21 protein-coding genes are annotated in these 23,154 nt (G+C 59.1%); 8 read left to right on the forward strand and 13 right to left on the reverse strand.

The genetic code is table 11. The features are described 5' to 3' along the window. Positions 1-125: 125 nt before the first annotated feature. From B9Z48_RS09730 to modA, 5 genes are all read right to left on the reverse strand, one after another. Complete coding sequence (locus tag B9Z48_RS09730; RefSeq protein ID WP_158273241.1) at positions 126-2,315, reverse strand: TonB-dependent siderophore receptor; 2,190 nt, start codon at positions 2,313-2,315, stop codon at positions 126-128. 346 nt (positions 2,316-2,661) lie between these two features. Further along, a complete protein-coding gene (locus B9Z48_RS09735; protein ID WP_108378021.1) occupies positions 2,662-3,855 on the reverse strand; it encodes a M20 aminoacylase family protein in 1,194 nt (397 codons plus the stop codon). Between the two features lie 149 nt (positions 3,856-4,004). After that, positions 4,005-5,090, reverse strand: a complete 1,086-nt coding sequence (gene modC / locus B9Z48_RS09740; protein WP_108378023.1) for a molybdenum ABC transporter ATP-binding protein — start codon at positions 5,088-5,090, stop codon at positions 4,005-4,007. Beyond that, positions 5,087-5,776, reverse strand: a complete 690-nt coding sequence (modB, locus tag B9Z48_RS09745; RefSeq protein ID WP_108378025.1) for a molybdate ABC transporter permease subunit — start codon at positions 5,774-5,776, stop codon at positions 5,087-5,089. The genes modC and modB overlap by 4 nt, the downstream gene beginning before the upstream one ends. Then, positions 5,773-6,513: a molybdate ABC transporter substrate-binding protein gene (gene modA, locus B9Z48_RS09750; RefSeq protein ID WP_233261085.1), complete on the reverse strand. Its 741-nt coding sequence runs from the start codon at positions 6,511-6,513 to the stop codon at positions 5,773-5,775. Before modA ends, modB begins: the two co-directional genes overlap by 4 nt. A 134-nt stretch (positions 6,514-6,647) precedes the next feature. Here modA and B9Z48_RS09755 point away from each other — a divergent pair, with 134 nt between their 5' ends. Continuing rightward, positions 6,648-7,418 (forward strand): TOBE domain-containing protein, encoded by a 771-nt coding sequence (locus B9Z48_RS09755; protein ID WP_108378029.1) that lies wholly within the window; start codon positions 6,648-6,650, stop codon positions 7,416-7,418. 42 nt (positions 7,419-7,460) lie between these two features. Here the strand turns inward: B9Z48_RS09755 and B9Z48_RS09760 are convergent, their stop codons facing one another. Genes B9Z48_RS09760 through B9Z48_RS09790 form a run of 7 tightly spaced genes read right to left on the reverse strand, consistent with a single transcriptional unit; the run spans position 7,461 to position 14,903 of the window. Further along, positions 7,461-8,537 carry an XdhC family protein gene (locus B9Z48_RS09760; protein ID WP_108378031.1) on the reverse strand — a complete coding sequence of 359 codons (1,077 nt, stop codon included), beginning with the start codon at positions 8,535-8,537 and terminating at the stop codon, positions 7,461-7,463. A 16-nt stretch (positions 8,538-8,553) separates the two neighbouring features. Then, positions 8,554-9,123 (reverse strand): CoxG family protein, encoded by a 570-nt coding sequence (locus tag B9Z48_RS09765; RefSeq protein WP_108378033.1) that lies wholly within the window; start codon positions 9,121-9,123, stop codon positions 8,554-8,556. Beyond that, entirely contained in the window at positions 9,114-10,331 is a 1,218-nt protein-coding gene (locus tag B9Z48_RS09770; RefSeq protein ID WP_108378035.1) for a VWA domain-containing protein, read from the reverse strand. The genes B9Z48_RS09765 and B9Z48_RS09770 overlap by 10 nt, the downstream gene beginning before the upstream one ends. A 4-nt stretch (positions 10,332-10,335) precedes the next feature. Continuing rightward, positions 10,336-11,247 (reverse strand): MoxR family ATPase, encoded by a 912-nt coding sequence (locus B9Z48_RS09775; RefSeq protein WP_089958794.1) that lies wholly within the window; start codon positions 11,245-11,247, stop codon positions 10,336-10,338. Further along, the gene (locus tag B9Z48_RS09780; protein ID WP_108378037.1) at positions 11,240-12,031 is read right to left on the reverse strand and encodes a xanthine dehydrogenase family protein subunit M; all 792 of its coding nucleotides are present in this window, start codon (positions 12,029-12,031) and stop codon (positions 11,240-11,242) included. Before B9Z48_RS09780 ends, B9Z48_RS09775 begins: the two co-directional genes overlap by 8 nt. 11 nt (positions 12,032-12,042) lie before the next feature. Then, the gene (locus B9Z48_RS09785; protein WP_108378039.1) at positions 12,043-14,424 is read right to left on the reverse strand and encodes a xanthine dehydrogenase family protein molybdopterin-binding subunit; all 2,382 of its coding nucleotides are present in this window, start codon (positions 14,422-14,424) and stop codon (positions 12,043-12,045) included. A gap of 11 nt (positions 14,425-14,435) precedes the next feature. Beyond that, positions 14,436-14,903, reverse strand: a complete 468-nt coding sequence (locus tag B9Z48_RS09790) for a (2Fe-2S)-binding protein (protein WP_089959120.1) — start codon at positions 14,901-14,903, stop codon at positions 14,436-14,438. 328 nt (positions 14,904-15,231) lie between these two features. Here B9Z48_RS09790 and B9Z48_RS09795 point away from each other — a divergent pair, with 328 nt between their 5' ends. Continuing rightward, on the forward strand, positions 15,232-16,323 hold the full coding sequence (locus B9Z48_RS09795; RefSeq protein WP_233261086.1) for a substrate-binding domain-containing protein: 1,092 nt from the start codon (positions 15,232-15,234) through the stop codon (positions 16,321-16,323). A gap of 68 nt (positions 16,324-16,391) precedes the next feature. On the opposite strand, the gene B9Z48_RS09800 is transcribed toward B9Z48_RS09795, so the two are convergent. Then, positions 16,392-17,303, reverse strand: coding sequence for a LysR family transcriptional regulator (locus B9Z48_RS09800; protein WP_108378206.1), 912 nt, complete (start codon positions 17,301-17,303; stop codon positions 16,392-16,394). Positions 17,304-17,402: 99 nt separating this feature from the next. On the opposite strand from B9Z48_RS09800, the gene B9Z48_RS09805 reads away from it, so the two are divergent. The 6 genes from B9Z48_RS09805 to B9Z48_RS09830 all read left to right on the forward strand — a co-directional run bounded on the left by B9Z48_RS09805 (position 17,403) and on the right by B9Z48_RS09830 (position 23,140). Then, complete coding sequence (locus tag B9Z48_RS09805) at positions 17,403-18,467, forward strand: tartrate dehydrogenase (protein WP_108378041.1); 1,065 nt, start codon at positions 17,403-17,405, stop codon at positions 18,465-18,467. Positions 18,468-18,548: 81 nt separating this feature from the next. After that, a complete protein-coding gene (locus B9Z48_RS09810; protein WP_089959105.1) occupies positions 18,549-19,538 on the forward strand; it encodes a tripartite tricarboxylate transporter substrate binding protein in 990 nt (329 codons plus the stop codon). 70 nt (positions 19,539-19,608) lie between these two features. Then, complete coding sequence (locus B9Z48_RS09815) at positions 19,609-20,532, forward strand: LysR family transcriptional regulator (RefSeq protein WP_108378208.1); 924 nt, start codon at positions 19,609-19,611, stop codon at positions 20,530-20,532. A 48-nt stretch (positions 20,533-20,580) separates the two neighbouring features. Continuing rightward, a complete protein-coding gene (locus tag B9Z48_RS09820; protein WP_108378043.1) occupies positions 20,581-21,813 on the forward strand; it encodes a CaiB/BaiF CoA-transferase family protein in 1,233 nt (410 codons plus the stop codon). Next, positions 21,810-22,751, forward strand: coding sequence for a hydroxymethylglutaryl-CoA lyase (locus tag B9Z48_RS09825; RefSeq protein WP_108378045.1), 942 nt, complete (start codon positions 21,810-21,812; stop codon positions 22,749-22,751). Before B9Z48_RS09820 ends, B9Z48_RS09825 begins: the two co-directional genes overlap by 4 nt. After that, positions 22,748-23,140, forward strand: a complete 393-nt coding sequence (locus tag B9Z48_RS09830) for a VOC family protein (protein WP_108378047.1) — start codon at positions 22,748-22,750, stop codon at positions 23,138-23,140. Before B9Z48_RS09825 ends, B9Z48_RS09830 begins: the two co-directional genes overlap by 4 nt. The last annotated feature ends 14 nt before the right edge of the window (positions 23,141-23,154 follow it).

Raw genomic sequence — 23,154 nt, forward strand, 5'->3', positions numbered from 1 at the left:
GTGCAGTGGGGCGATTTTAAGCAGATGAGCGTTCGTGAAGCGCTGGCGCGTTGGCGTTTTCGCAAGACCTGAAGATGAACGGGCCTATTCTTCTGAAGCCCATCAATTGGCAAAACCCACCGGAATCAACAAGGCTTGAACGCGCCACAAAATCGCGTCCCCACCGACAGGTACACCCGGGGTGTGAGTGCCATGCTGGAGCGGTCATGCCAGACTTCGCCTGTCCCGTCGGCGTAGTGGCGATCGCGGTTAAAGCGGGCGTTGCCGATGTTGTACACCCCCACGCGCCAGTAACCCCAGGTCGGCTGCACGCGTCCGATGTAAACATCCAGCGCCGCACGGGCGTGGTCTCGTCCGGTGATGCCGGCAGAGGTGTTGAGTTGGGTCGGTCCCGTCAGCGATAAGGTGACGCCACCAAACAAACCGCCTGTGCTGCGCAGGGGTTTGGCCACGTTCACGCTGGCGGTGTAGCGGGCTTGGCCAGGAATGCGGTTGCCTTCGCTGGGGCCACTGGTCATCCGCGACTGCAACACACTGGCGTTGCTCGACAGCGTCCAGTCCCGCCCCAAACCCGCCCAGGCCAGTCCGGTTTTGACATCGGCCTCCAAGCCCCAGACTGTCGCATCACCCACATTGGCGCGGGTTTGTAACCAGCGGCCATTGATCGGCGTCACCAAGGTGGCCAGTGTGTCGCTGAGCTGGCGCACAAACAGGTTCAAGCCCAAATGACCTTGCTCACTCAGGCGTTGGTCCAGCCCGGTGTCCAGACTCCATGCCACTTCGGGACGCAGGTCGGGGTTGCCTGCGTTGTCAGGGTTGGTGATGCTGTTGCCCCCCACACTGGGACTGGTGCGGTTGAACAAATCGCGAACAGCGGGGTTGCGTGTGACCCGGGCAAGGTTCCAACGCCACTGCATGTCTTTGCCAATGGCGGTGCGTGTGTGCAGCGAGGGTTGGATGAAGTGCATGCGCCGCTCAGGGATGACGCTGGCATCGGCACTGGTCAGGATCATCGTTTCGGCGCGCAAACCGCCCGTCAGGGTGCTTTTGCCCGGTAACGCCCATTCGTTTTGCCCCCAGATGATCTGGCGTTGCAGCTTTGCGCCCATCTCCACGCGCTTGCTGCCGCGCAGGGTGTCGGTGTTCTGGGTCAATGCGTCCAGGCTCAGCGTATCCAGCTCCACCCCGGTCGACCACAGCAAGGGGCTGTCGGTGCCTGTGAGTTTGGATTTGAGCGTCCATTGCCTGTCGCGCTGCTCGTCAGACAAGGCGTAGTCGGAATTGGGGCTGCCCTGGGACTGCACGATGCCCTGGCGGTTCAGGCGGTAGTTGCTGCGTGCGCCATGCAGTGTGGTGTCGAGCTTGCTGCGGTCAAAACGGTGTGTCCAGTCCGCTGCCACTTGCAGGTATTGGCGCTGGTAGTCGTTCATGTCCTGGCTGTTGAGCGCATAGGGCGTGCCGTCGCGCCACAGGCTTCCAGAGGCCAGGGCGGTGCCGTCAAATTCGGTCTGGCTCAAGGTCGCGCGCAAGGTGAGCTGGTCACTGGCACCCATGCGCCCACTCACCTTGGGAAGCAGCATGGACTCGCTGCGGCGGTAGCGGCCCGCGGTATCGGTTGTCGACGTGAGCCGCCCATCGGACTGAGTTTGCCGCTGGGTATCGGAGCCAATCAAGTAATCGATGCGGCTGGCCGCGACAAAGTAAGTCCAGGGTTTGACGGGTGGCGTGTCCGACGCCGCATCGGCTTTGAGGGCAGCGGGGTCGGTGCCCAAGGGCCCTGACTGCGAGAAGTACAGCTGCCCCGCATTTTGACCCCAGACATGGTTGTCGGTCAGTTGCAAGGTGGTTTCGCGCTTCACGGTGGCAGCACGCAAGACGATGTTCAGTGTGCCCCCGGTGGCCCCAGCAAATTCAGCCGTTGGTGCGCGCACCACCTCAATGCGCTCGATCAGCTCAGAGGGCAGCTGGTCCAGTGGCAGGGAACTCTTGCCGCTGCTGACTCGCTGACCGTCAATCAGCAATTGCGTTGCACTGGCCTCCATGCCGCGCATGCGAATCTCAACGCCCCCTTGCCCGTTGGGCGTGACCTGCACACTCGGCAGCTGCCGCAGCACATCCACGACAGAAAATGCGCCCAAGGCGGCAATGTCTTTGCGCTCCACCACCACCAGTGATCCTGTTGCCTCAAAACGCTGCTCGATCGCACGCCGGGCAGACACTGTGACCGTCTCCGTTGACTGCTCCTGCGGCGTTGCCCGCTCATCGGGCAGGGTTTGAGCGATGACGAGCAGGGGCGCACCGATCAGGGAAAGCACTGAAATATGCAGAAAAAGAGGAGGAGTTCTCATGACACTTGGCGTTGACCTGCCACGCCAACAAGGCATGTAGAGGTTATTGACTTTAATGGCGGCAAATGGACCCTTTTGATCTGCACCGCTGTGGATTTGAATTTAACCATAATGGATTAATTTTTTACAAACTCACGCGACGCGATGCAGGGTTGGATTTGCTTGTTATTGCCCATGACAAGAAGTCTGAACGCCTTGGCCACAAAGTCCACAAACGCCCTGACCCCCAGTTTTCAGGGGGCGGGCGAGCACCCCGTTGCCGCGTGTTCCGGGCTGTGCAGTGGGGCGAATTGAAGCAGACGATTGGATCGCTTCACACCTTGGCCAGCCAGCGCTCCACCAGTTTGACCCAGTAAGTGGCACCGGTCGACAAGATGCGGTCGTTGAAGTCATAACCTGCGTTGTGCACCATGCAGCCGCCCACGCTGCCCACGCCGTTGCCGATGTTGATGAAGCAGCCGGGCACCTTTTCCAGGAAAAAGGCGAAGTCTTCGCTGGCCGGCACGGGCTCGGGCTTGGGCACCAGGCCGGTCTCGCCCAGCCAGTCGCGCACCAGGTCCAGACAGAAGGCGGTTTGGGTGGGGTCGTTCATGAGGACCGGGTAGCGACGCATGTAGTTCACATCGGCCGTGGCACCGTAGGTTTGCGCCACGGCGCTGGCGATTTCGTGGATGCGCCGCTCCAGCAGGTCGCGAATTTCGGGTTGCATGGCCCGCACGCTCAGCCGCAGCTCGGCTGTGCCCGGGATCACGTTGGGTGCGTCGCCTGCCAAAAATGCCCCCAGCGAAATGATGCCGGTTTGCAGGGGTGGCACGTTGCGCGAGACCACACTTTGCAAGGCCATGACCATGGCCGAGCCCACGAGGATGGGGTCGACCGCGTTGTGCGGAAAGGCTGCATGGCCGCCCACCCCCTTGACGGTGATGATGCAGGTGTCTGCGCTGGCCATGGCACAACCGGGCACGGCCATGAATTGGCCTTCAGGAATGCCGGGGCCGTTGTGCATGCCAAACATGGCATCGCAGGGGAACAAGTCCAGAAAACCGTCTTCGAGCATCTTGCGGGCACCGCCCAGGCCCTCTTCGGCGGGCTGGAACACGGCGTGCACAATGCCGTCGAACTGGCGCGTGGCCGCCAGATGGCGTGCCGCAGACAGCAGCATGGCGGTGTGGCCGTCATGGCCACAGGCGTGCATCTTGCCAAACACCTTGCTGGCCCAGGCCTTGCCCGAGGTTTCGGCGATCGGCAAGGCGTCCATGTCGGCACGCAGGCCGATGCGGCGTGTGCTGGTGCCCGCACGCAAGGTGCCGACCACGCCCGTGCCGCCCAAACCCCGGTGCACCTCCCAGCCCCAGCGTTCCAGCCGTGCGGCCACCAGATCACTGGTGTCGTTTTCTTGAAATCCCAGCTCGGGATTGGCATGAATTTGGTGGCGTATGTCCACCATCTCGGCTTCGTGCGCACGGATGGCTTCTAGGGCAGGTGGGAGGAGGGCGGTGTCGTTCATGGCGTGTCTTGGTCGTGGGCATCGGTGAGAGGGTCAGGTGCTACTTTGCCTTGTTCAGAGTTTCATGGCTGTCATGTTTGCGCCTTGGAGTGCACCACACAGTGGCCATCCATCGAGTCGGCGTTGTGTGGGTTGAACCCGACTTTGCCTCAGACAATGAGTGCGACGGATTTCACCTGGCACCAAACCGAAGCACCTTGTCGAAGCGCCAGATGGCGCAGCGATCTGCGTGTGACACGTCCAAGAATCAATGCTTGACCGCAACGCACGCGCACGACAACTTGCGAAGGATGGGCGTCTGAATCTATCGATTCGATGAGGCCCTGCAGACGGTTTTGTATGGTGGAGTCCTCGTGATTGGAGAGTGCGAGGCTGACATCGCGGGCCAGGATGCGGACACGAACGGTTTGACCCACTGCAACGCCCTGGTCGCGCACCCAAAGGGTTCCGCCGCCCCATTGAATTTGTGCCATGTGGTCCTCTGGGTTGCGCTCCATGACCCGGCCCAAGGTCACCATACCCGCCTCTTCGCCGATGGCCAGGGCCATGTCCTGCGACACCATGGCTTCGGTCATCGGTGCGCAAGATCGGACGTTGCCACCATCGAGCATGACCACTTGATCGGCCAAGCGAGCGAGTTCGTCCACCGAGTGGGTGACATACAGCATCGGGATCTTCAGTTCTGCGTGCAACCTCTCCAGCCAGGGCAAGACTTCTTTGCGCCGAGCGACATCCAGTGAGGCCAGCGGTTCGTCCAGCAAGAGCAGCTGAGGTTGTGTGGCCAAGGCCCTGGCGATCGCCACACGCTGACGCTCACCGCCTGACAGCGTGGTGACGCCACGCTCGAGCAGGTGGCCAATGCCCAGCAGCTCCAACGCCGCGTCAAGAACCTGCGTTTGTTTGGTTTTACCAGCCCTGCGCAGACCAAAGTGCAGGTTTTGCTTGACATTCAGGTGTTCAAAAAGGCTGGCTTCCTGAAAGACATAACCCATTTGACGCTGCCATGTGGGCTTGAAAAGTCGTTTTTCACTGTCTTGCCATATTTCATGGCCGAATGAGATGAGACCCTGGGCCTTCTCCAAACCGGCCACACAGCGCAACAGGGTGGTTTTGCCTGAACCGGACGGCCCAAACAAGACCGTGATGCCGTTGACTGGCAGGGTGAGGTCCACCTTCAGTGCGAAGTCGCTGCGGTCGAGCTGAACTTGGATGCGAAGCTGGGGTGAAGTGGTCATGACAGGACTTTGTCACTGCGTCTTTTCAGTCGCGCCAATGTGATCAAAACGGCAAATGAAAAGACGACCATGCCCGCAGCCAAGCCATGAGCTTGGGCATATTCCATCGCTTCAACATGGCCGTAGATTTGTGTGGACACCACGCGGGTTTGCCCCGGAATGTTGCCGCCGATCATCAGCACCACCCCAAACTCGCCAACCGTGTGCGCAAAGCTCAGCACAGTCGCGGTCAACAGACCGGGCTTGGCCAATGGCAGCGCCACTGAAAAAAAGGCGTCGATGGGTCTGGCCCGCAGTGTGGCTGCAACCTCCATGGGTCTTGTGCCCATGGCTTCAAATGCAGACTGAATGGGCTGCACCGCAAAGGGCAGAGAAAAGATGATCGAGCCGATCAGCAGTCCGGTGAATGAAAATGACAGAAGGCCCCAACCCACCGCTTGTGTGAGCTGTCCCACCCAACCGTGTGGACCCAGCAGCACCAAGATGTAAAACCCCAGCACGGTAGGCGGCAACACCAAGGGGAGCATGACCAAGGCGCTGATCGGGGAGCGCCAGCGCGACGGTGTCTGGGACAACCACCAGGCCAGTGGCGTGGCGATCAACAGCAGCAAAGCCGAGGACAGCGCTGCCAGTTTGAGCGTCAAACCGATGGCCTGCCAAGCTTCAGGGGTGAGGGCACCGTTCATTGGCTTGAGGGCTTCATGGATGATTGAAGTTCGTACCCGAATGAACGGATGACCGCCTTGGCCTGGTCACCCTGGAGGTATTGGAGGAGTGCGGCGGCAGCGGCATTGTCCTTGCCTGGGTTCAGCAAAACAGCATCCTGCTGGATCGGGGCATGCATGGAAGAGGGCACCACCCACCCAGAGCCTTCCTTGATCCTGCCGTTTTCGTAAACCTGAGACAGGGCGATGAATCCCAGTTGCGCATTCTCCGACGAGACGAATTGGAAGGTCTGGGTGATGTTGGACCCCTCTGCGATCTTGGGTGCGATGCGCTCGCGCAAGCCCATCTTGTCCAGTGCCGCGATGGCCGCTGCGCCATAAGGAGCAAGTTTGGGGTTGGAGATGGCGATTTTGTCGAACCGCCCGCTGCGAAGCACCTCTCCATGGGCATCGACGAATCCCGGCTTTTTGCTCCACAAGACCAACTTGCCAATGGCATAGGTGAACCGCGCGCCTAGCACCCCCAGCCCTTCCTTCTCCAGTTTGAGAGGCGTCGTGTCGTCGGCCGACAGCAGGATCGAAAACGGCGCACCATTCCGGATTTGCGTGTAGAACAGGCCTGTGGCCCCAAATGCCAATGTCAGCTTGTGGCCTGTGTCACGCTCAAAGTCTTGCGCGATGCGCTTCATAGGGGCCGTAAAGTTCGCCGCGACCGCCACACTGGCTTCGGCGGCCAGAAGGGTCACAGGCATGACCATTGCGATCAGGGCGATCACGAGTCGCCCCCATTCTTGTTTTTTCATGATGCCCTTCGCTATGGGAAAATATGAAATCAATTGCGTTTCGTTATTCTACATAGGAATAGCGGTGCCATCACCTTGAGGGACTGAGCATGTCTGCTCCAAAAATTCAATTTGACGACGTCCTGGGAGCCCCTGCTGTAGACAAGCGCCTGGAAGTGTTGAGATCCATGCACCATGCGGGGTCCATCTCTGAGGCTGCACGAGCCAATGGCGTGAGCTACAAAGCGGCTTGGCAGGCCCTTGAGACGCTGAGTAATCTGGCCGGGGTTCCTCTGGTGGAGAAAGCCGTGGGCGGTTCGGGCGGAGGAGGCGCCAAACTCACGCCTGCCGGCCTTCAGGTGTTGGAGGCCGCTGACCTGCTGAGTTCGGCTCGCGAAAATGCGCTCGCCCAATTTGTTCGCTCTGCCGACGGCTTGGGACTGAATTTGCGCGGTATCGCTGGCATGGGCCTTCGAACCAGCATGCGCAACCAGATGCCGTGTCAGGTTCAGGACATACGTGTGTCAAAAGGCGCAGCAACCGTCGTTCTTGAACTGCCCGATGGGCAAGGATTGACGTCGAAAATCACGCTGGAGAGTCTGCAACTGCTGAGTCTTCAACCCGGGCAGAAGGTGTTGGCCATGTTCAAAGCCACTGCTGTGACGGTGGCACCCACCATCGTGGGCGCTGGCGAAGTCAATCTGCTGCGTGGCAAAGTGGTGCGCCGAGGAACGGGTGCTGCAGGGCTAGAGGTCTCATTGCAACTCACGCCAGGATTGGTCCTGGTGGGGTTCGCTGATGCCGAGTCACCCCTCAAACTTCGGCAAAACGCGATGGCCGCTCTAGAGCCCAATGCGGTGGTGATCGGGCTTGCAGGGTGATGTTTTGAATTCGTCCGGAAAGGAAGAAATCAAAACACCAGGCTATTTTTCAGGCAAAAAGCAAACAGCTTCTGATCGAGGGCTGGGCAGCAGTTGTTCTTTGGCGGGCCCCACTTGCATATCGCGTGGCAGTGGCACCGCATTTTTCACGGCCAGCACTTCCGCCATCACGCTGACTGCAATTTCAGGCGGTGTTTTGCTGCCAATGAAAATGCCAATCGGTCCGCGCAGAGGCGCAAGACTTTCCTGAGTTTGATCAAAGTGTTCAACCATGCGTGAGCGCCTGGCCTCATCGTTGCGTCGAGAGCCAATCGCGCCAACGTACAGTGCATCACAGCTCAAAGCTTCCAACAAGGCCAGATCATCGAGTTTGGGGTCGTGTGTCAGAGCAATCACGCAAGTGCGTTTGTCGACGTGGAAAACTTTGACCACATCGTCGGGCATGTCAGACAGCAGAGTCACCCCGGCCACCTGCCAGCCACTGCGGTACTCTTCGCGGGGATCACAGACCGTCACTGCAAAGCCGCAAAACAAGGCCATCGTCGCCAAGTATTCCGTCAATTGACCGGCACCAATCAGCAACATGCGGTATTCAGGGCCGAAACAATTGCAAAGGTCCTTGCCATCGTCACTCAACGCTTGGGGTTGCAACGCCCGCAACAAGGTCACCTTTCCGGTGGACATGTCAGTGCGCCGATGAACCATTTGACCTTGGGTGAGCATGTCCACCAGTTGTTGGAGTTCAGCCACTTCGGGATTGAATTCGAGCACAAGCTCCAGCGTTCCGCCACAGGGCAAACCAAAACGGTGCGCTTCATCAGCGGTGACACCGTAGGTCACCCGCTCAGGGGGACTGTCTGGGATGTCATGTGTCAGATTTTCTGAGGGATGGGCAGCGGTCGGCTGACTGATGCGCTTGTAGCGATAAATCAGATCGTCTTCGATGCAACCACCAGAAACCGAGCCCACCACGGACCCGGTTTCACAAAGCGCCATGATGGAGCCCACGGGGCGAGGTGAAGAGCCCCATGTTCGCACCACAGTGGCCAACAAGGCTTTTTGGCCCTGTGCACGCCAGCCCAACAGCTGGTTCAACACCATGAGGTCGAGATTTTCCATCGTCTGGGGCTGTCAATCAGCGGGTCACCATGACCACCACGGCCAGGGCAACAGCTGCGCCCGCAGCCCACATCCAAACAGGCACGCCAGCGGATGTCTGTGCAGGCGCAGATTGTTGGGGAATCGGTTCTTCGGCGGGCGGGTAGCGTTTTTCGAGTTCAGCTTCAAACCGTTTGAAAAAGTCTTCGGCCATGTTTTTGGCCACGCCATCGATCAAGCGTTGGCCCAACTGTGCGATTTTTCCACCCACCGAGGAGTGCACGGTGTAATGCAATTCGCAGCCCTTTTCCAGTGGCTTGATTTCGACGGAAGACTCCCCTTTGCCAAAACCGGCCACCCCACCTTGGGCATCGAAGTTGAGTTTGTAACTTTGGGGGGCCACGATGTCCGTGAGCTGGACACTGCCATTGAACATGGCCGAGACCGGACCCATTTTGATGCCTGCTGCGACGGCGAATTTTTGATCACCCGAGGGCTCGAATCTTTGACAGCCGGGAATGCAGGCCTTCAGTATGTCGGGGTCATTCAGCGCCTCCCAGGCTTGCTGCTGCGTCACTTGTAAGGTGCGTTGTCCAGTCATGTCCATGATGAGTTTCTCCTGTCAAATGAAATGGGGGAATGGTTTGAACGTTTCATGAGCTTGCTGATGGCTTGTGCAAGGTCTTCAAGTTTGCTGAGATTGTGAACAGCCAGCATGCCATCTGCGTGTTGATGCAAGACTTGAGCACCGCTGGCCAGCGGCGCGTAGCCATCAAAGCGCAAGAGGGGATTGAGCCAAAACAGTTGGCGGCAATGCCTTTTGAGCCACTGCACTTCAGACTGCAATTGTTCAGGTGCGCCTGTGTCCAAGCCATCGCTGATGAGCAGCACCATGGTTCTGCGCCCAACCAGGCAACGCGCATGACGCTCGCGCAAAGTGGTCAAGGACGCGCCCAAGCGGGTGCCACCGGCGAAATCAGAGATCCGTGTGTTGGCCTCCTCCAGCATGCGATCGGTGTCTTTGTGCTTGAAAGCAGGACGCAGGTCCGACAGGTCAGTGCCAAAGGCAAAAACAGAGCGCGGGTGGGCCCGGGTGGCCTGGTGCAAGAAGGCCAAAAGCAATCGGGCATAGCGTTCCATCGATCCCGAGATGTCGACCAGCACCAGCAAGGGCAAAACCTGCGGGCGACGCGCCCGTTGAGGCAGCCACAACAATTCTCCCTCTGAGCGACCTGCTTGCTGCATGGCGGCAGGCCAATGGGGGCGTTGGCCGCGTGTGCCAGCGCGTGTGCGGCGACCGGGCACCGGTGCCAAAGACAAGGGAATGTCTCGAACCAAGCGTTCAATCAGGCGGAACTCACTGGCGTTCAGTGTCGCGAAATCGGCATGCTGCAGGCGATGGCGGTCACTGGCGGTCATGGCCGCATCCAGTTGGATTTCACTTTCTTGGCGTGGGCCGCCTTCTTTTTTGGAGGTGGCAGCCAAGGCTTCTTGCACCCTGGCTTTGCGTGATGGGGGCTGACCTTGACGCACCTTGGGCAACATTTGCGCCAACAGTTGCTGGGCCAGTTCGGGGTTTCTGAACAAGGCCGAAAACAACTGGTCAAAGACCTCCATGTCCTGCTGACGATGGATCAAAACCGTGCCAAGTGCTGCGTGCAGATCGTCTTTTCGTTCAAGACCCACGATGCTGGCCGCTTCAATGGCCAGCGCCATGCCTTGGCTGTCAATGGGCACACCCGCTCGCCGCAAGGCCCGACCCAAGCCCACGATGTTCTGAGGCAGTTTGCCACTTCGGGCGTCACCCAGTTTCATGGCATCAAGCCGACTGCGGCTCAGGTCGCAAAAGCTCGTCGATCATGGGGATCAAAGCTGCCACATCCTCACGCTGCTTGAACAAGATACCGGCCGTGTCCTGGATCACTTCCGGGTCAAGCTCCAGTGTGTCCAGTGCCACCAGTGCCTTGGCCCATTCCACACTCTCGGCGATGCCCGGGGAGCGCTGGAATGCATTGGCAAATGGCATCGCACGCAGCCGAGACACAAATTGTGTGACGGCTTCGGTCAACATCGGTGCGGCCTCAGGCACTTGACTTTGCACAATGGCCAGTTCCCGTTCACGCTCAGGGTAATCCAACCACTGGTAAAGACAACGCCGTTTCACGGCATCGTTCAGGTCGCGCGTGCGGTTGCTGGTGAGGATGGTGATCGGTGCCACTTGGGCCTTGATCGTGCCCAACTCTGGAATGCTCACTTGGTATTCGCCAAGGTATTCCAGCAAGAAGGCCTCAAACGGTTCATCGGCACGGTCGACCTCATCGATCAGCAAAACGGCACCCGGAGCCGGTGCTTGCAAGGCCTGCAACAAAGGCCGACGAATCAGGTAGCGCTCTTGATAGACCTCTTGCTCGATTTCGGCCACGGTGTGGGTGGCTTGCGCCGCACGCATGTGCAGCAGCTGCGCTGTATGGTTCCACTCGTACAAGGCTTCGCGCTGCTCCATGCCGTCGTAACACTGCAGGCGCAGCATGGGCCGCCCCAACACCTTGGCCAGTGCTTTGGCCAATTCTGTTTTGCCAACACCAGGTTCGCCTTCGAGCAACAAAGGCCTTTTGAGCTTCATGGCCAAAAAGACCGATGTCGCCAGACGACGAGGCGCGTGATAACCCACACCCTCCAGGGCGTGGGTCAATGCATCGATGCTCACAAAATCGTGAATGGTTTCACGCATTGGCTTGTTGCACCGCCCGCTGTGTTTGCACCTTGATCAATTGGGCACGGAACGCAGCGCTGGCATGCAAGTCGCCATTGAGTTCATTCGCATCAATCGACACACCTTCGACAGCCTCGGCCGTGAAGCTTTTCGACAAGGCCGCTTCCAAGCCAGCATGGCGAAACACGCCATTGCCCGCACCGGTGATGGCCACGCGAACGCCTTGATCGGTTTGTGCCACAAACACGCCCACCAACGCAAAGCGCGAAGCTGCTTGGCGGAACTTGGCATAGGCCGCTTTTTGGGGCACAGGGAAATGAATCGCGGTGATCAATTCACCTTCTTCCAGCGCCGTGGTGTACATGCCCTGAAAGAAATCGTCAGCCGCGATTTTCCGCTTGTTCGTTTGCACTGTGGCACCCAATGCCAAAACGGCGCTGGGGTAGCAAGCTGCGGGGTCGTTGTTGGCCACCGAGCCGCCCATGGTGCCCATGGCACGGACTTGGCGGTCACCGATTTGGCCCGCCAGTGCGGCCAATCCCGGGATCGTGGCTTTCACTTCGGCGCTGTCGGCCACAAACTCATGGCGTGTCATGGCACCAATGACCAATGTGTTGCCTTCTTTTTTGATCCCGCTCAGTTCACCGACACCTGCCAAGTCAACCAAACTGCCGGGCTGGGCCAGGCGCTGCTTGAGGGAGGCGATCAGGGTTTGGCCCCCTGCCAGAGCTTGACCTCCGGCAGAGATTTTGGCCAGTGCGTCTGCCAATGCGGCGGGACGTTCGTATGCGAATGCGTACATGTTGTGGTTCCTCAGGCTTTGGCTTGTTGAATGGCGGTCCATACCCGGTTCGGGCTGGCGGGCATGTCCAGGTCTTTCACGCCCAGGGGGGCCAAGGCGTCGAGCACAGCGTTCATCACCGCAGGCGGCGAGCCGATGGCACCGGCTTCACCGCAACCTTTGGTGCCCAAAGGGTTGGTGGTGCAAGGCGTGCACACATGGCCAATCGTGAAGGAAGGGAAATCGTCGGCGCGGGGCATGGCGTAGTCCATGAACGAACCTGTGACCAGTTGCCCGGTTTCGCGGTCGTACACGCAGTGCTCCAGCAGCGCTTGACCGATGCCCTGAACCAAGCCACCGTGGACCTGGCCTTCCACAATCATCGGGTTGATGATGGTGCCAAAGTCATCCACCGCAGTGAACCGGTCCACACGAACTTGGCCTGTGGCCGGATCGACTTCGACCTCGCAAATGTAGGTGCCGGCCGGGAAGGTGAAGTTGGTCGGGTCATAGAAGGCTGTTTCATTGAGACCGGGCTCCAACTTGTCCAGCGGGTAGTTGTGGGGCACATAGGCGGTCAGGGCCACTTGGCCAAATGTGACCATTTTGTCCGTGCCCTTGACCTTGAATTCACCACCGGCAAAGTCCACATCGGCATCGCTGGCTTCCATCAGGTGCGCCGCAATTTTCTTGGCTTTGGCCTCAATTTTGTCCAACGCCCGCATGATGGCTGCACCGCCCACCGAGATGGAGCGCGAACCATAAGTGCCCATGCCAAAGGGCACCCGACCCGTGTCTCCGTGCACGATGTCCACTTGCTCGGGCGAGAGGCCCAAGCGAGCGGCCACCACCTGTGCAAACGTGGTTTCGTGGCCTTGGCCGTGGCTGTGCGAACCGGTGAAAACGGTCACGCTGCCCGTGGGGTGCACACGCACTTCACCGCACTCAAACAGGCCTGCACGCGCACCCAGAGCACCTGCCACATTGGAAGGGGCCAGGCCGCAAGCCTCGATGTAGCTGGAATAACCCAAGCCACGCAACAAGCCTTTGGCTTTGGATTGCGCTTTGCGTTGCTCAAGACCTGCCACATCGGCCAATTCATTGGCTTGTTTCAGGCAGGCGTGGAAGTCACCGGTGTCGTACTGCAAGGCAACCGGTGTCTGGTAGGGGAACTCGGTGATGAAATTGCGACGGCGAATTTCGTCTTGAGACAGACCCATTTCCCAAGCCGCGCGAGACACGATGCGCTCCAGCAAGTAGGTCGCCTCGGGTCGACCTGCGCCTCGGTAGGCATCCACGGGCGCTGTGTTGGTGAACCATGCGTCGACCTCCACATAGACCTGTGGCGTTTTGTACTGACCGGCCAGCAATGTGGCGTAAAGGATGGTCGGAACGGCCGTTGAGAACGTCGACAGGTACGCGCCCAGGTTGGCATCGGTGTGGACGCGGAAACCCAAGAACTTGCCATCCTTGTCCATGGCCAACTCTGCATGGCTGACGTGGTCACGGCCATGGGCGTCAGACAGGAACGCTTCAGAACGGTCGCAGTTCCACTTGATGGGGCGGTTGAGCTTTTTGGAGGCCCAAGTCAGGCAAACATCTTCTGCGTACAGATAAATCTTGGCACCAAAGCCGCCGCCCACATCGGGGGCAATCACACGAACTTTGTGTTCGGGCAGGCCCATCACAAATGCCGTCAAAAGCAATCGCTCGACGTGCGGGTTCTGGTTGGAGACATACAGGGTGTAATCGTCACCGGCCCGGTTGTAGTGCCCGATGGCCGCACGCGGCTCCATGGGGTTGGGGGCCAAACGGTTGTTGACCAGGTCAAGCTTGGTCACATGCGCAGCATTGGCAAATGTGGCATCGACGGTCGCCTTGTCACCAATGGCCCATTTGTAGCACTGGTTGTTGGAGGCAATGTCGTGGATCACAGGTGCGCCCGGGGCTTGCGCATCACGCACATCCACCACCGCAGCCAAGGGTTCGTAATCCACCACCACCAATTCGGCGGCATTGCGGGCTTGTTCGTAGGTTTCTGCCACGACCATGGCGACGTGGTCGCCCACATAACGCACTTTTTCGAAGGCCAAAATGGGGTGTGGCGGCTCTTTCATGGGTTCGCCGTTGGTGCTGGTGATCAACCAGCCGCAAGGCAAACCATTGATCTTGTCAGCGGCCACGTCCTGGCCATCCAAAATACCGATGACACCCGGCGCTGCCAGAGCTGCCGATTTATCGATGCTGCGGATTTTGGCGTGTGCGTGGGGCGAACGGACAAAGTAGCACTGGGCCATATTGGCCAGCACGATGTCGTCGGTGTACTGGCCCGCCCCGGTCAGGAAACGGTAGTCCTCCTTGCGGCGGAGGGATTCCCCAATGTGGGGCAGGTTGGCGAAATCGGAAGCACCCATGTTCGATCTCCTTAAGATTTCATGGCCGCTGCACCCTGCAGCACGGACTTGACAATGTTTTGATAACCGGTGCAGCGGCAAATATTGCCTTCCAGCGCCTCACGGACTTCGTGTTCACCCGCATTCGGTTGACGTTTGCACAAATCCAGTGCGCTCATGACCATGCCTGGGGTGCAAAAACCGCATTGCAATCCATGGCACTCCTTGAAGGCTGCTTGCATGGGGTGCATGGTCCCATCGGCCGCCGCAAGGCCTTCGATGGTTTCGACCTCGGAGCCAGCAGCTTGCGCCAACAGCATGTTGCAGGACTTGACGGCCCGGCCATTCATGAGAACGGTACAGGCACCACATTGGGCCGTGTCGCAGCCCACATGTGTGCCCGTGAGTTTGAGATGCTCGCGCAATGCTTGCACCAGCAAAGTATGGGGCGCTGCCTCCACCGCAACGGCCTTGCCGTTGACCTTGAGTTGAACCTGCATTCCTGTCTCCTTTTTGAGGGTTTCACTTTTCATTTCAACGCACAAACACCCCAGATCCCGAGGACCCAAGTCCTTGGCGTGCATCCAGTTTCAGGCCGATCTTCAACCGATGGGCTCACGACCCGCAAAGCAGGACCGCAGTGAGGCGAGCCACAGCACAACCGTCTGGAAATGGCCTGACAAGGTGTTCTTGTTTGTGCAGTCATCCTAAGGGACGAAAGCTCATTTTTGGCTCAGGGATATCCGCTATGAAATGCGTTGCATACATCCCGGGCACGCGATGGACTGTCACCGTTCGCAATGAGGCACACTTCTGCCCGTGCAACACATCAACCTCTCTTACAGCTGGACCCCGCATCAAGCGCAGGCGCAGCAGCGTGACCAAATCAGCCCCCTGCGCAATCCTTTGATGGACATGCTGCAAGCCGTGCGGGCAACCGGCTCCATTGCGGGCGCTGCCCGCGTTTTGGATTTGTCCTATCGCCATGTCTGGGGCGAACTCAAGCGCTGGGAACAAGTGCTCGGCCAGCCATTGATTCTTTGGGAAAAAGGCCAAGCCGCCCGCCTGACGGAATTTGCCGACAAGCTGCTGTGGGCCGAGCGCCAAGCCCAAGCCAGGCTGGTCCCCCAGATCAGCGCTTTGCAAGCCGAACTGGAAAAAACATTTGCCGTGGCCTTTGACCCTGGCAGCCATTTGTTGACGGTCTATGCCAGCCACGACGATGCGCTGGTCAAACTCAGGGAACACAGTGCCCGGCAATCCCTGCACTTGGACATGCGCTTTTGTGGCAGCGTGGATGCGATCCGCGCTTTGAACGAAGGCCGCTGCACCGTCGCAGGGTTTCATGCCCCTTTGCAACCCGATGCCAGTACCTTGACGGCCCGCACATACAAGCCTTTGCTGAAAACCGGGCACCACAAACTGATCGGATTTGCCAGCCGCGAGCAAGGCTGGATGGTGGCCCCAGGCAACCCCAAGAACATCTCGGGCTGGCACGACCTGACGCGGGCAGACCTGCGCTTGGTCAACCGGACACTGGGCACCGGCACCCGTCTGCTTTTGGACCAATGGCTGCAAACCCACAAGCCTGCAAGCTTGCCCACTGGCTACGACAACGAGGAGCCCTCACACTCTGCCGTGGCCACCCGCATCGCCTCGGGCCACGCTGATTTGGGGCTGGGCATTGCATCCGCTGCACAAGCCCAAAAACTGGATTTTGTGCCCCTGACCCAAGAGAACTACTGGCTCGTGTGCCTGAAATCGGCCTTGAACAACCCGGCCGTGATCGCTTTACGGCAAGTGTTGCAAAGTCCCGAATGGCAGCAAGTGCTGGGGCAACAAACCGGCTACCGCCTGCATGATGAAGCTGGGCAAATTCAATCGCTCAAACAATGCCTGCCTTGGTGGCCAAATCGATGAAGTCTCCGACTTGAGTGAAGCAACATGGACACAAAAACTGCGTCCAGAAAAAATCAGGCCTTGATCCCTCAAGGCCTGGCGGGCCTGAACGCCTCGGCCACAAAGTCCACAAACGCCCGCACCCGCGCCGCCGATTTGTGCTGCGCGGGGTAGACCGCATAAATGTCGGCATCGGGTGTGTGGTGCTGCGGCAGCACTTGCACCAGCTGGCCCTTGGCCAGGTGCTGGCGGACGTCCCATTCGGCCCGCAGCAAGAGGCCGTGGCCGTCCAGCGCCCATTGCACCGCGATGCTGCCGTCGTTGGTGGTCAGGTTGCCGCGGGTTTTGATGGTCTCGGTGGGGCCTTGTTTGCCGCGTGTGAGTTTGACCACGCCATAGGCTTCGCCCCCTTGGCGGATGCTGATGAAGTTGTGCCGGGCCAGCTCGGCTGGGGTTTTGGGCTCGCCATGTGCCTGGAGGTAGGCGGGCGATGCACACAGCAAGCGTTGGTTGTCGGCGATCTTGCGTGCAATGACGCGGGTGTCGGGCGGCGGGCCAAAGCGGATGCACACGTCAAACGCGTCGTCGGTCAGCGAGGGCGGGTCCACCGACAGCTGCAGCTGTGCATCGACTTGCGGGTATTGCCGCACAAAGCGGCTGATCAGCGGGCCGATGTGGCTGCGCCCAAAGCCCAGCGTGGCGTTGATGCGCAGCAGGCCGCTGGGCGTGGAGCGGCTGGCGCCCAACTGCTGTTCCAGATCGGCCATCTCGGCCAGGATGCTGCGGGCGTGGCGCAGCATGGTTTCGCCTTCCACCGTCAGGCTCATGCGGCGGGTGGTGCGGTTGACCAGGGGCACCCCCAGGCGCGACTCCATGTGCGACAGGCGCTTGCTCACGGCGGCCGTGGTGATGCGCAGCTCACGCGCAGCGGCGCTCAGGCTGCCCGCCATGGCCAGTGCAGAAAAAAAGCCGAGATCGGCCGCTTGCAGGCGTGGTTCCATTGTTGATATCAGGTTAACAATGGATTGAATTTTAGGGTGTTTGTTGATCTGTTCCGGCTCCAGAATGTCTGCACCTTTCAACACCCATCCCGCATTCATATGAAAACCTACCGCATCGCCACCATCCCCGGAGACGGCATTGGCAAAGAAGTCATCCCCGCAGGCCAGCAAGTCATGCAGGCCTTGGCGCAAGCCTGTGGCACTTTTGCTTTTGAGTTTGAGAACTTTGGCTGGGGTGGCGACTACTACCGCCAGCACGGCGTGATGATGCCCGCCGATGGCCTGGACGCCTTGCGTGACAAAGACGCGATTTTGTTTGGCTCGGCCGGTGACCCGGACATTGCGGACCACATCACCTTGTGGGGCCTGCGCCTGAAGATCTGCCAGGGCTTTGACCAGTACGCCAACGTGCGGCCCACGCGCATCCTGCCGGGTATCGATGCGCCCTTGAAGCGCTGCACGCCCCAAGACCTGGACTGGGTCATCGTGCGCGAAAACTCCGAGGGCGAATATTCGGGCGTGGGCGGCCGTGTGCACCAAGGCCACCCGATCGAGGCCGCTACCGATGTGTCCATCATGACCCGCGCAGGCGTGGAACGCATCTTGCGCTACGCCTTCAAGCTGGCGCAGTCGCGCCCGCGCAAGCTGCTCACGGTGGTGACCAAGAGCAATGCCCAGCGCCACGCCATGGTCATGTGGGACGAGATCGCGGTGCAGGTCTCCAAAGAGTTTCCCGATGTGAAGTGGGACAAAGAGCTGGTCGACGCCGCCACGGCCCGCATGGTCAACCGCCCGGCCACACTGGACACCCTGGTCGCCACCAATTTGCATGCCGACATCCTGAGCGATCTGGCCGCTGCGCTGGCGGGCAGCTTGGGCATTGCGCCCACGGGCAACATCGACCCCGAGCGCCGTTACCCCAGCATGTTCGAGCCCATCCACGGCTCCGCCTTTGACATCATGGGCAAGGGCTTGGCCAACCCGGTGGGCACCTTCTGGTCGGTGGTCATGCTGCTCGAGCACATTGGCGAGCCCGCTGCGGCCCAGCGCCTGATGGCGGTCATCGAAAGCGTGACGGCCAATCCGGCCTTGCACACCGGTGACCTGGGCGGGAAAGCCCTGACAGCCGATGTCACCCAGGCTGTATGCAAAGCCTTGGCTTGACGTCATGATGCAGGGCTGGATGCAGTCTGTCCTTTACCTGATCAATGAATCTTGATCCCCCTCTCTTTGAAAGGTTTGACCATGCGCTTCCCATTTTTGCCCGTGTCCGTAGCTTGTGCCTTGCTCTTGTCTGCGAACGCCTTCGCACAAGACTACCCCGCATCGAACAAGTCCATCACCTTCGTGCTGCCTTATGCCGCAGGCGGGCCGACCGATAAAGCTGCACGCGACCTGGCCCAGGCCATGAGCAAGGCCATGGGCGGGCACAGCATCGTGATCGACAACTCGGCCGGCGCTTCGGGCTCGATTGGGGCCAACAAAGTGGCCAAGGCCTCAGCCGACGGTTACACGCTTTTGTTCACGCACATTGCGCAAGCGACCTTGCCGACTTTTTTCCGCAACTTGCCTTACAACGTGGAAAAAGACTTTGAGTACATCGGTTTGGTCAGCGAAAACCCGATGAACCTGATTGGCCGCCCCAGTTTGCCCGTCAACACCATGGGTGAGTTGGTCACCTGGATTCAGGGCAACAAGGGCAAGATCAACATCGCCAACGCAGGCCCCGGTTCAGCCTCGCACCTGTGCGGCATGTTGTTCCAGTCCACGCTCAAGGTGGACATGACCTCGGTGCCCTACAAAGGCACGGCCCCCGCCATGACCGACCTGATCGGCGGCCAGGTGGATTTGATGTGCGACCAGACCACGACCACGATCCCGCAGATCGAGGGCAAGAAGGTCAAGTCATTTGCCGTGACCACGCCAGCGCGTTTGTCCTCGCCCGTGCTCAAGGACATGCCCACCATGCGTGAAGCCGGTCTCAAGGATTTCACCGTCACGATCTGGCAAGGCCTGTATGCCCCCAAGGGCACGCCCGCAGCGGTGCTCAAAAAGCTCAATGACGCCCTGAAGGTGGCCGTCAAAGACCCGGATTTCATCCGCAAGCAAGACGCTGGTGGTGCCTCGGTCATCAACGACGCCCGCAACGATCCGGCAGGGCACAAGGCTTTTGTGCTGGCTGAGGTTGCCAAGTGGGCGCCTGTGATCAAGGCGGCGGGCGTTTACGCGGATTGACGATCTCCAGAGGGGATCGTTTTCGGATTCAGCACAATACGCCAGAACAAGACCTTCTGGAGATGTGCTGATGTCCAAGCCCGGATACAACCTGGCGCGATTTGATTTTGTGTCGATACGACTGGCGGTTTTATGCGCCCAAACCGGTAGTTTGACCACGGCTGCACGGGAATGCAATCTGGTTTTGCCTGCGGCCAGTCGACGTTTGAAAGAGTTGGAAACCGCCACCGGTTGTCAGTTGTTTGTGAGGCACTCGCGTGGTTTGGACATCACCCCGGCGGGTAGAGTTTTCATGCGCAGGGGCTTGGCTCTGCTCCAAGAGATGGATGGCTTGGTGAGCGAGTTGACCGATCTGCGGCAGGGCATTGCACGACATGTGCGCTTGTTTGCAGGGACAGCGGCCATCAACCAGTTTTTGCCGCCGTTGATGGCCGAGTTCACCCATTTGCATCCTGAGGTCCAGATCGATCTGGAGGAACAGGTTTCAGAGCATGTGGTGCAGGCTCTGCGCGAGGGACGTGCGGACTTGGGGGTATTTGTGGAAGGCCCCGACACCGAAGGCTTGGACGTGAAGGACTTTCGCCAGGATGAGTTGGTCTTGATATTGCCAAGGCATCACGCCTTGGTGGGTAAATCCCCTTTGGCTTTTGCCGATGCACTGGACGAGTCTTGGGTCAGTCTCAATCCCGGTGCGGCCCTGTTGCAGCAGCAGCAAAGTGCGGCCATGGCAGCAGGTCGAACATTGAAGCTGCGCATGCAGGTGCGTAGTTTCGACGCCGTGGGGCACTTGGTGGCTTCGGGGTTGGGAATCGCCTTGTTGCCCAAAGTGGCGGCATTGCCAATTGTCCGGGCGATGCAACTCAGCTGGCGTCCGTTAAAGGACGAATGGGCTCACCGACGGCTGAAAGTGGGTATTTGCAAAGAGGCCGATTCTCTGGTTGTCAACTTCAGGGATTTCCTGAATTCGCCTTCGCAAAACGCGAAGGCTGCCTGAGCGATTCACCAATAGACGTATTGGGGCATCCGCAAGACACTGTGGAGCATGAATGCCACAAGTACTGCCCATCACATCCAAGATCTCAATGCACTTTCGGGTTTGAAGGTGCTGGAGTTGGGCCAGCTGATTGCGGGACCCTTTGCCGCCAAAACTTTGGCTGATTTTGGCGCCGAAGTGATCAAGATCGAGCCGCCCAGCAGTGGTGACGCGCTGCGCAAATGGCGCATGCTCATGGAAGGCACCTCGGTTTGGTGGCAGGTGCAGTCGCGTAACAAACGTTCGCTTGCACTGGATTTGCGCACACCCGAGGGGCAAGACCTGGTTCGCCAATTGGCCACCGAGGCCGATGTGTTGATTGAAAATTTCCGACCGGGTGCACTCGAGGACTGGGGCCTGTCGCCCGAAGTGCTGATGGCCAGCAATCCGCGATTGATCGTGCTTCGCATCAGCGGCTATGGCCAAACCGGGCCATACCGCAACCGACCTGGCTTTGGTGTGATTGGAGAGGCCATGGGTGGTTTGCGGCACCTCACCGCAGAGCCCGGACGCGTGCCGGTGCGTGTGGGCGTCAGCATTGGTGACACCTTGTCGGCCTTGCATGGTGTCATTGGCATTTTGATCGCCTTGCAGCACAGACATGCCACCGGGAATGGACAGGTGATCGATGTCGCTTTATACGAGGCGGTGTTCAACTGCATGGAAAGTTTGCTGCCCGAATACAGCGCTTTTGGGGCGGTTCGTGAACCTGCTGGCAGTGCTTTGCCAGGCATTGCGCCAACCAATGCCTACTTGTGCAAAGACGGGGGGTACGCCTTGATAGCTGGCAATGGTGATAGCATTTTTCGCCGCTTGATGACTTTGCTGGGTCGTGACGATTTGGCCAACGATCCGACGCTGGCTGATAACGCCGGTCGTGTAGCGCGTGTGTCTGAATTGGACGAGGTGGTTGGGGCCTGGACTGCCGAACGCACGGTCGAAGAGGTGCTGTTGGCCTTGGAGACGGTCTCTGTACCTGCCGGTCGAATTTATACCGTGGCGGACATTGCTGCTGATCCGCACTACCAGGCCCGCGGCATGTTGCAAAAAATCATCATGGACGATGGCACAGCCCTGAGCGTTCCAGGCATTGTTCCCAAACTGACCACTACGCCGGGAACTCATCGTCGTCATGCACCGAAATTGGGTCAGGATACCGATCAGGTCCTGAAAGAGTTGGGTTTGACGCCCAGTCAAATTCAGGCATTGAAAGACCGTGGCATTGTAGAGAGCGCATCATGAAACAGCTTATTCATTTCAACGAAGTGGTGACGCGTGACGGTTTCCAGATGGAGCCCGAGTATGTGCCCACCGACACCAAAGTGGCCTTGATCAATGCGCTCAGTGGATGTGGTTACGCCAAGATCGAGGTGACATCTTTCACTTCCGCCAAATCGATCCCAATGCTGCGTGATGCAGAAGAGGTGATGGGGCGCATTGAGCGCGTGCCTGGTGTTGAGTACACCGTGTTGGTGCCCAATTTGCGTGGCGCCGAGCGGGCCCTGGGATCCCGACCCGATGAGTTTAATCTGGTCATGTCCACCTCTGAAACCCACAACTTGGCCAATTTGCGCATGCCACGCGAGAACAGCTTTGCGGCCCTTCGCGAAGTGGTGCAGCGCTACGGCGGGCAAGTGCCGATCAATGTGTCTTTGTCAGCTTGTTTTGGTTGCCCCATGGAGGGTGATGTTCCCCAGCAGGAGGTCTTGCAATGGGCTCAGCGCTTTGCTGATCTGGGTGTGCGTGGTTTGACCATTTGCGATACCACTGGCATGGCGCAGCCTGCGCAAGTGGCGAAGATGTGCGACGTGTTGCTAAACCTTTTTCCGAGTTTGCAGTTGACGCTGCACTTTCACAACACCCGGGGCATGGGGCTGGCCAACGTGCTGGCTGCGGTCCAGTCGGGTATTGACCGATTCGATGGCTCATTGGGAGGCTTGGGTGGTTGTCCATATGCGCCTGGTGCGAGTGGCAACATCTGCAGTGAAGATGCGATTCATATGTTGGAGGCCATGGGCTACGACACGGGCGTAGACCTGCAGCGCTTGTTGTTAATCGCCGCGCAGTTGCCTTCTGTCGTTGGCCATGAGGTACCAGGACAAGTTGCCAAAAGTGGTCGCATCACCGATTTGCACCCCGCGCCACCTTCGGTGGCCGAACTGAAAAAGGCGTTTTCATGATTGATCATCTTGACCATCTTGTGTTGACCACGGCCCGTGAGACTGCGTGTGTCGATTTTTACACCCGCGTCCTGGGCATGCAACTTGAAAGTTTCGTCGGTGGTACGCCACCGGTGGAGCGTCGCGCCTTCAAGTTCGGCAACCAGAAGATCAACTTGCATGTGCAGGGTTCAGAGTTCGAGCCCAAAGCGCATCTGCCTGTTCCGGGTGCACTGGATCTGTGCTTCATCGCCTCGGTTCCGCTGGCCCAGGTGATCGAACGCTTGAGCGCCGCAGCTTGGCCCATCATTGAAGGGCCAGTGATGCGCACGGGGGCGACACAAAAGATACGTTCGGTTTACGTGCGTGACCCGGACTTGAACCTGATCGAAATTTCCGAGTTGGCTTGAGCAACTGACGCATC

Source organism: Limnohabitans sp. WS1 (genome assembly GCF_003063265.1).
In the GTDB taxonomy this organism is placed as follows: Bacteria; Pseudomonadota; Gammaproteobacteria; order Burkholderiales; family Burkholderiaceae_C; genus Limnohabitans_A.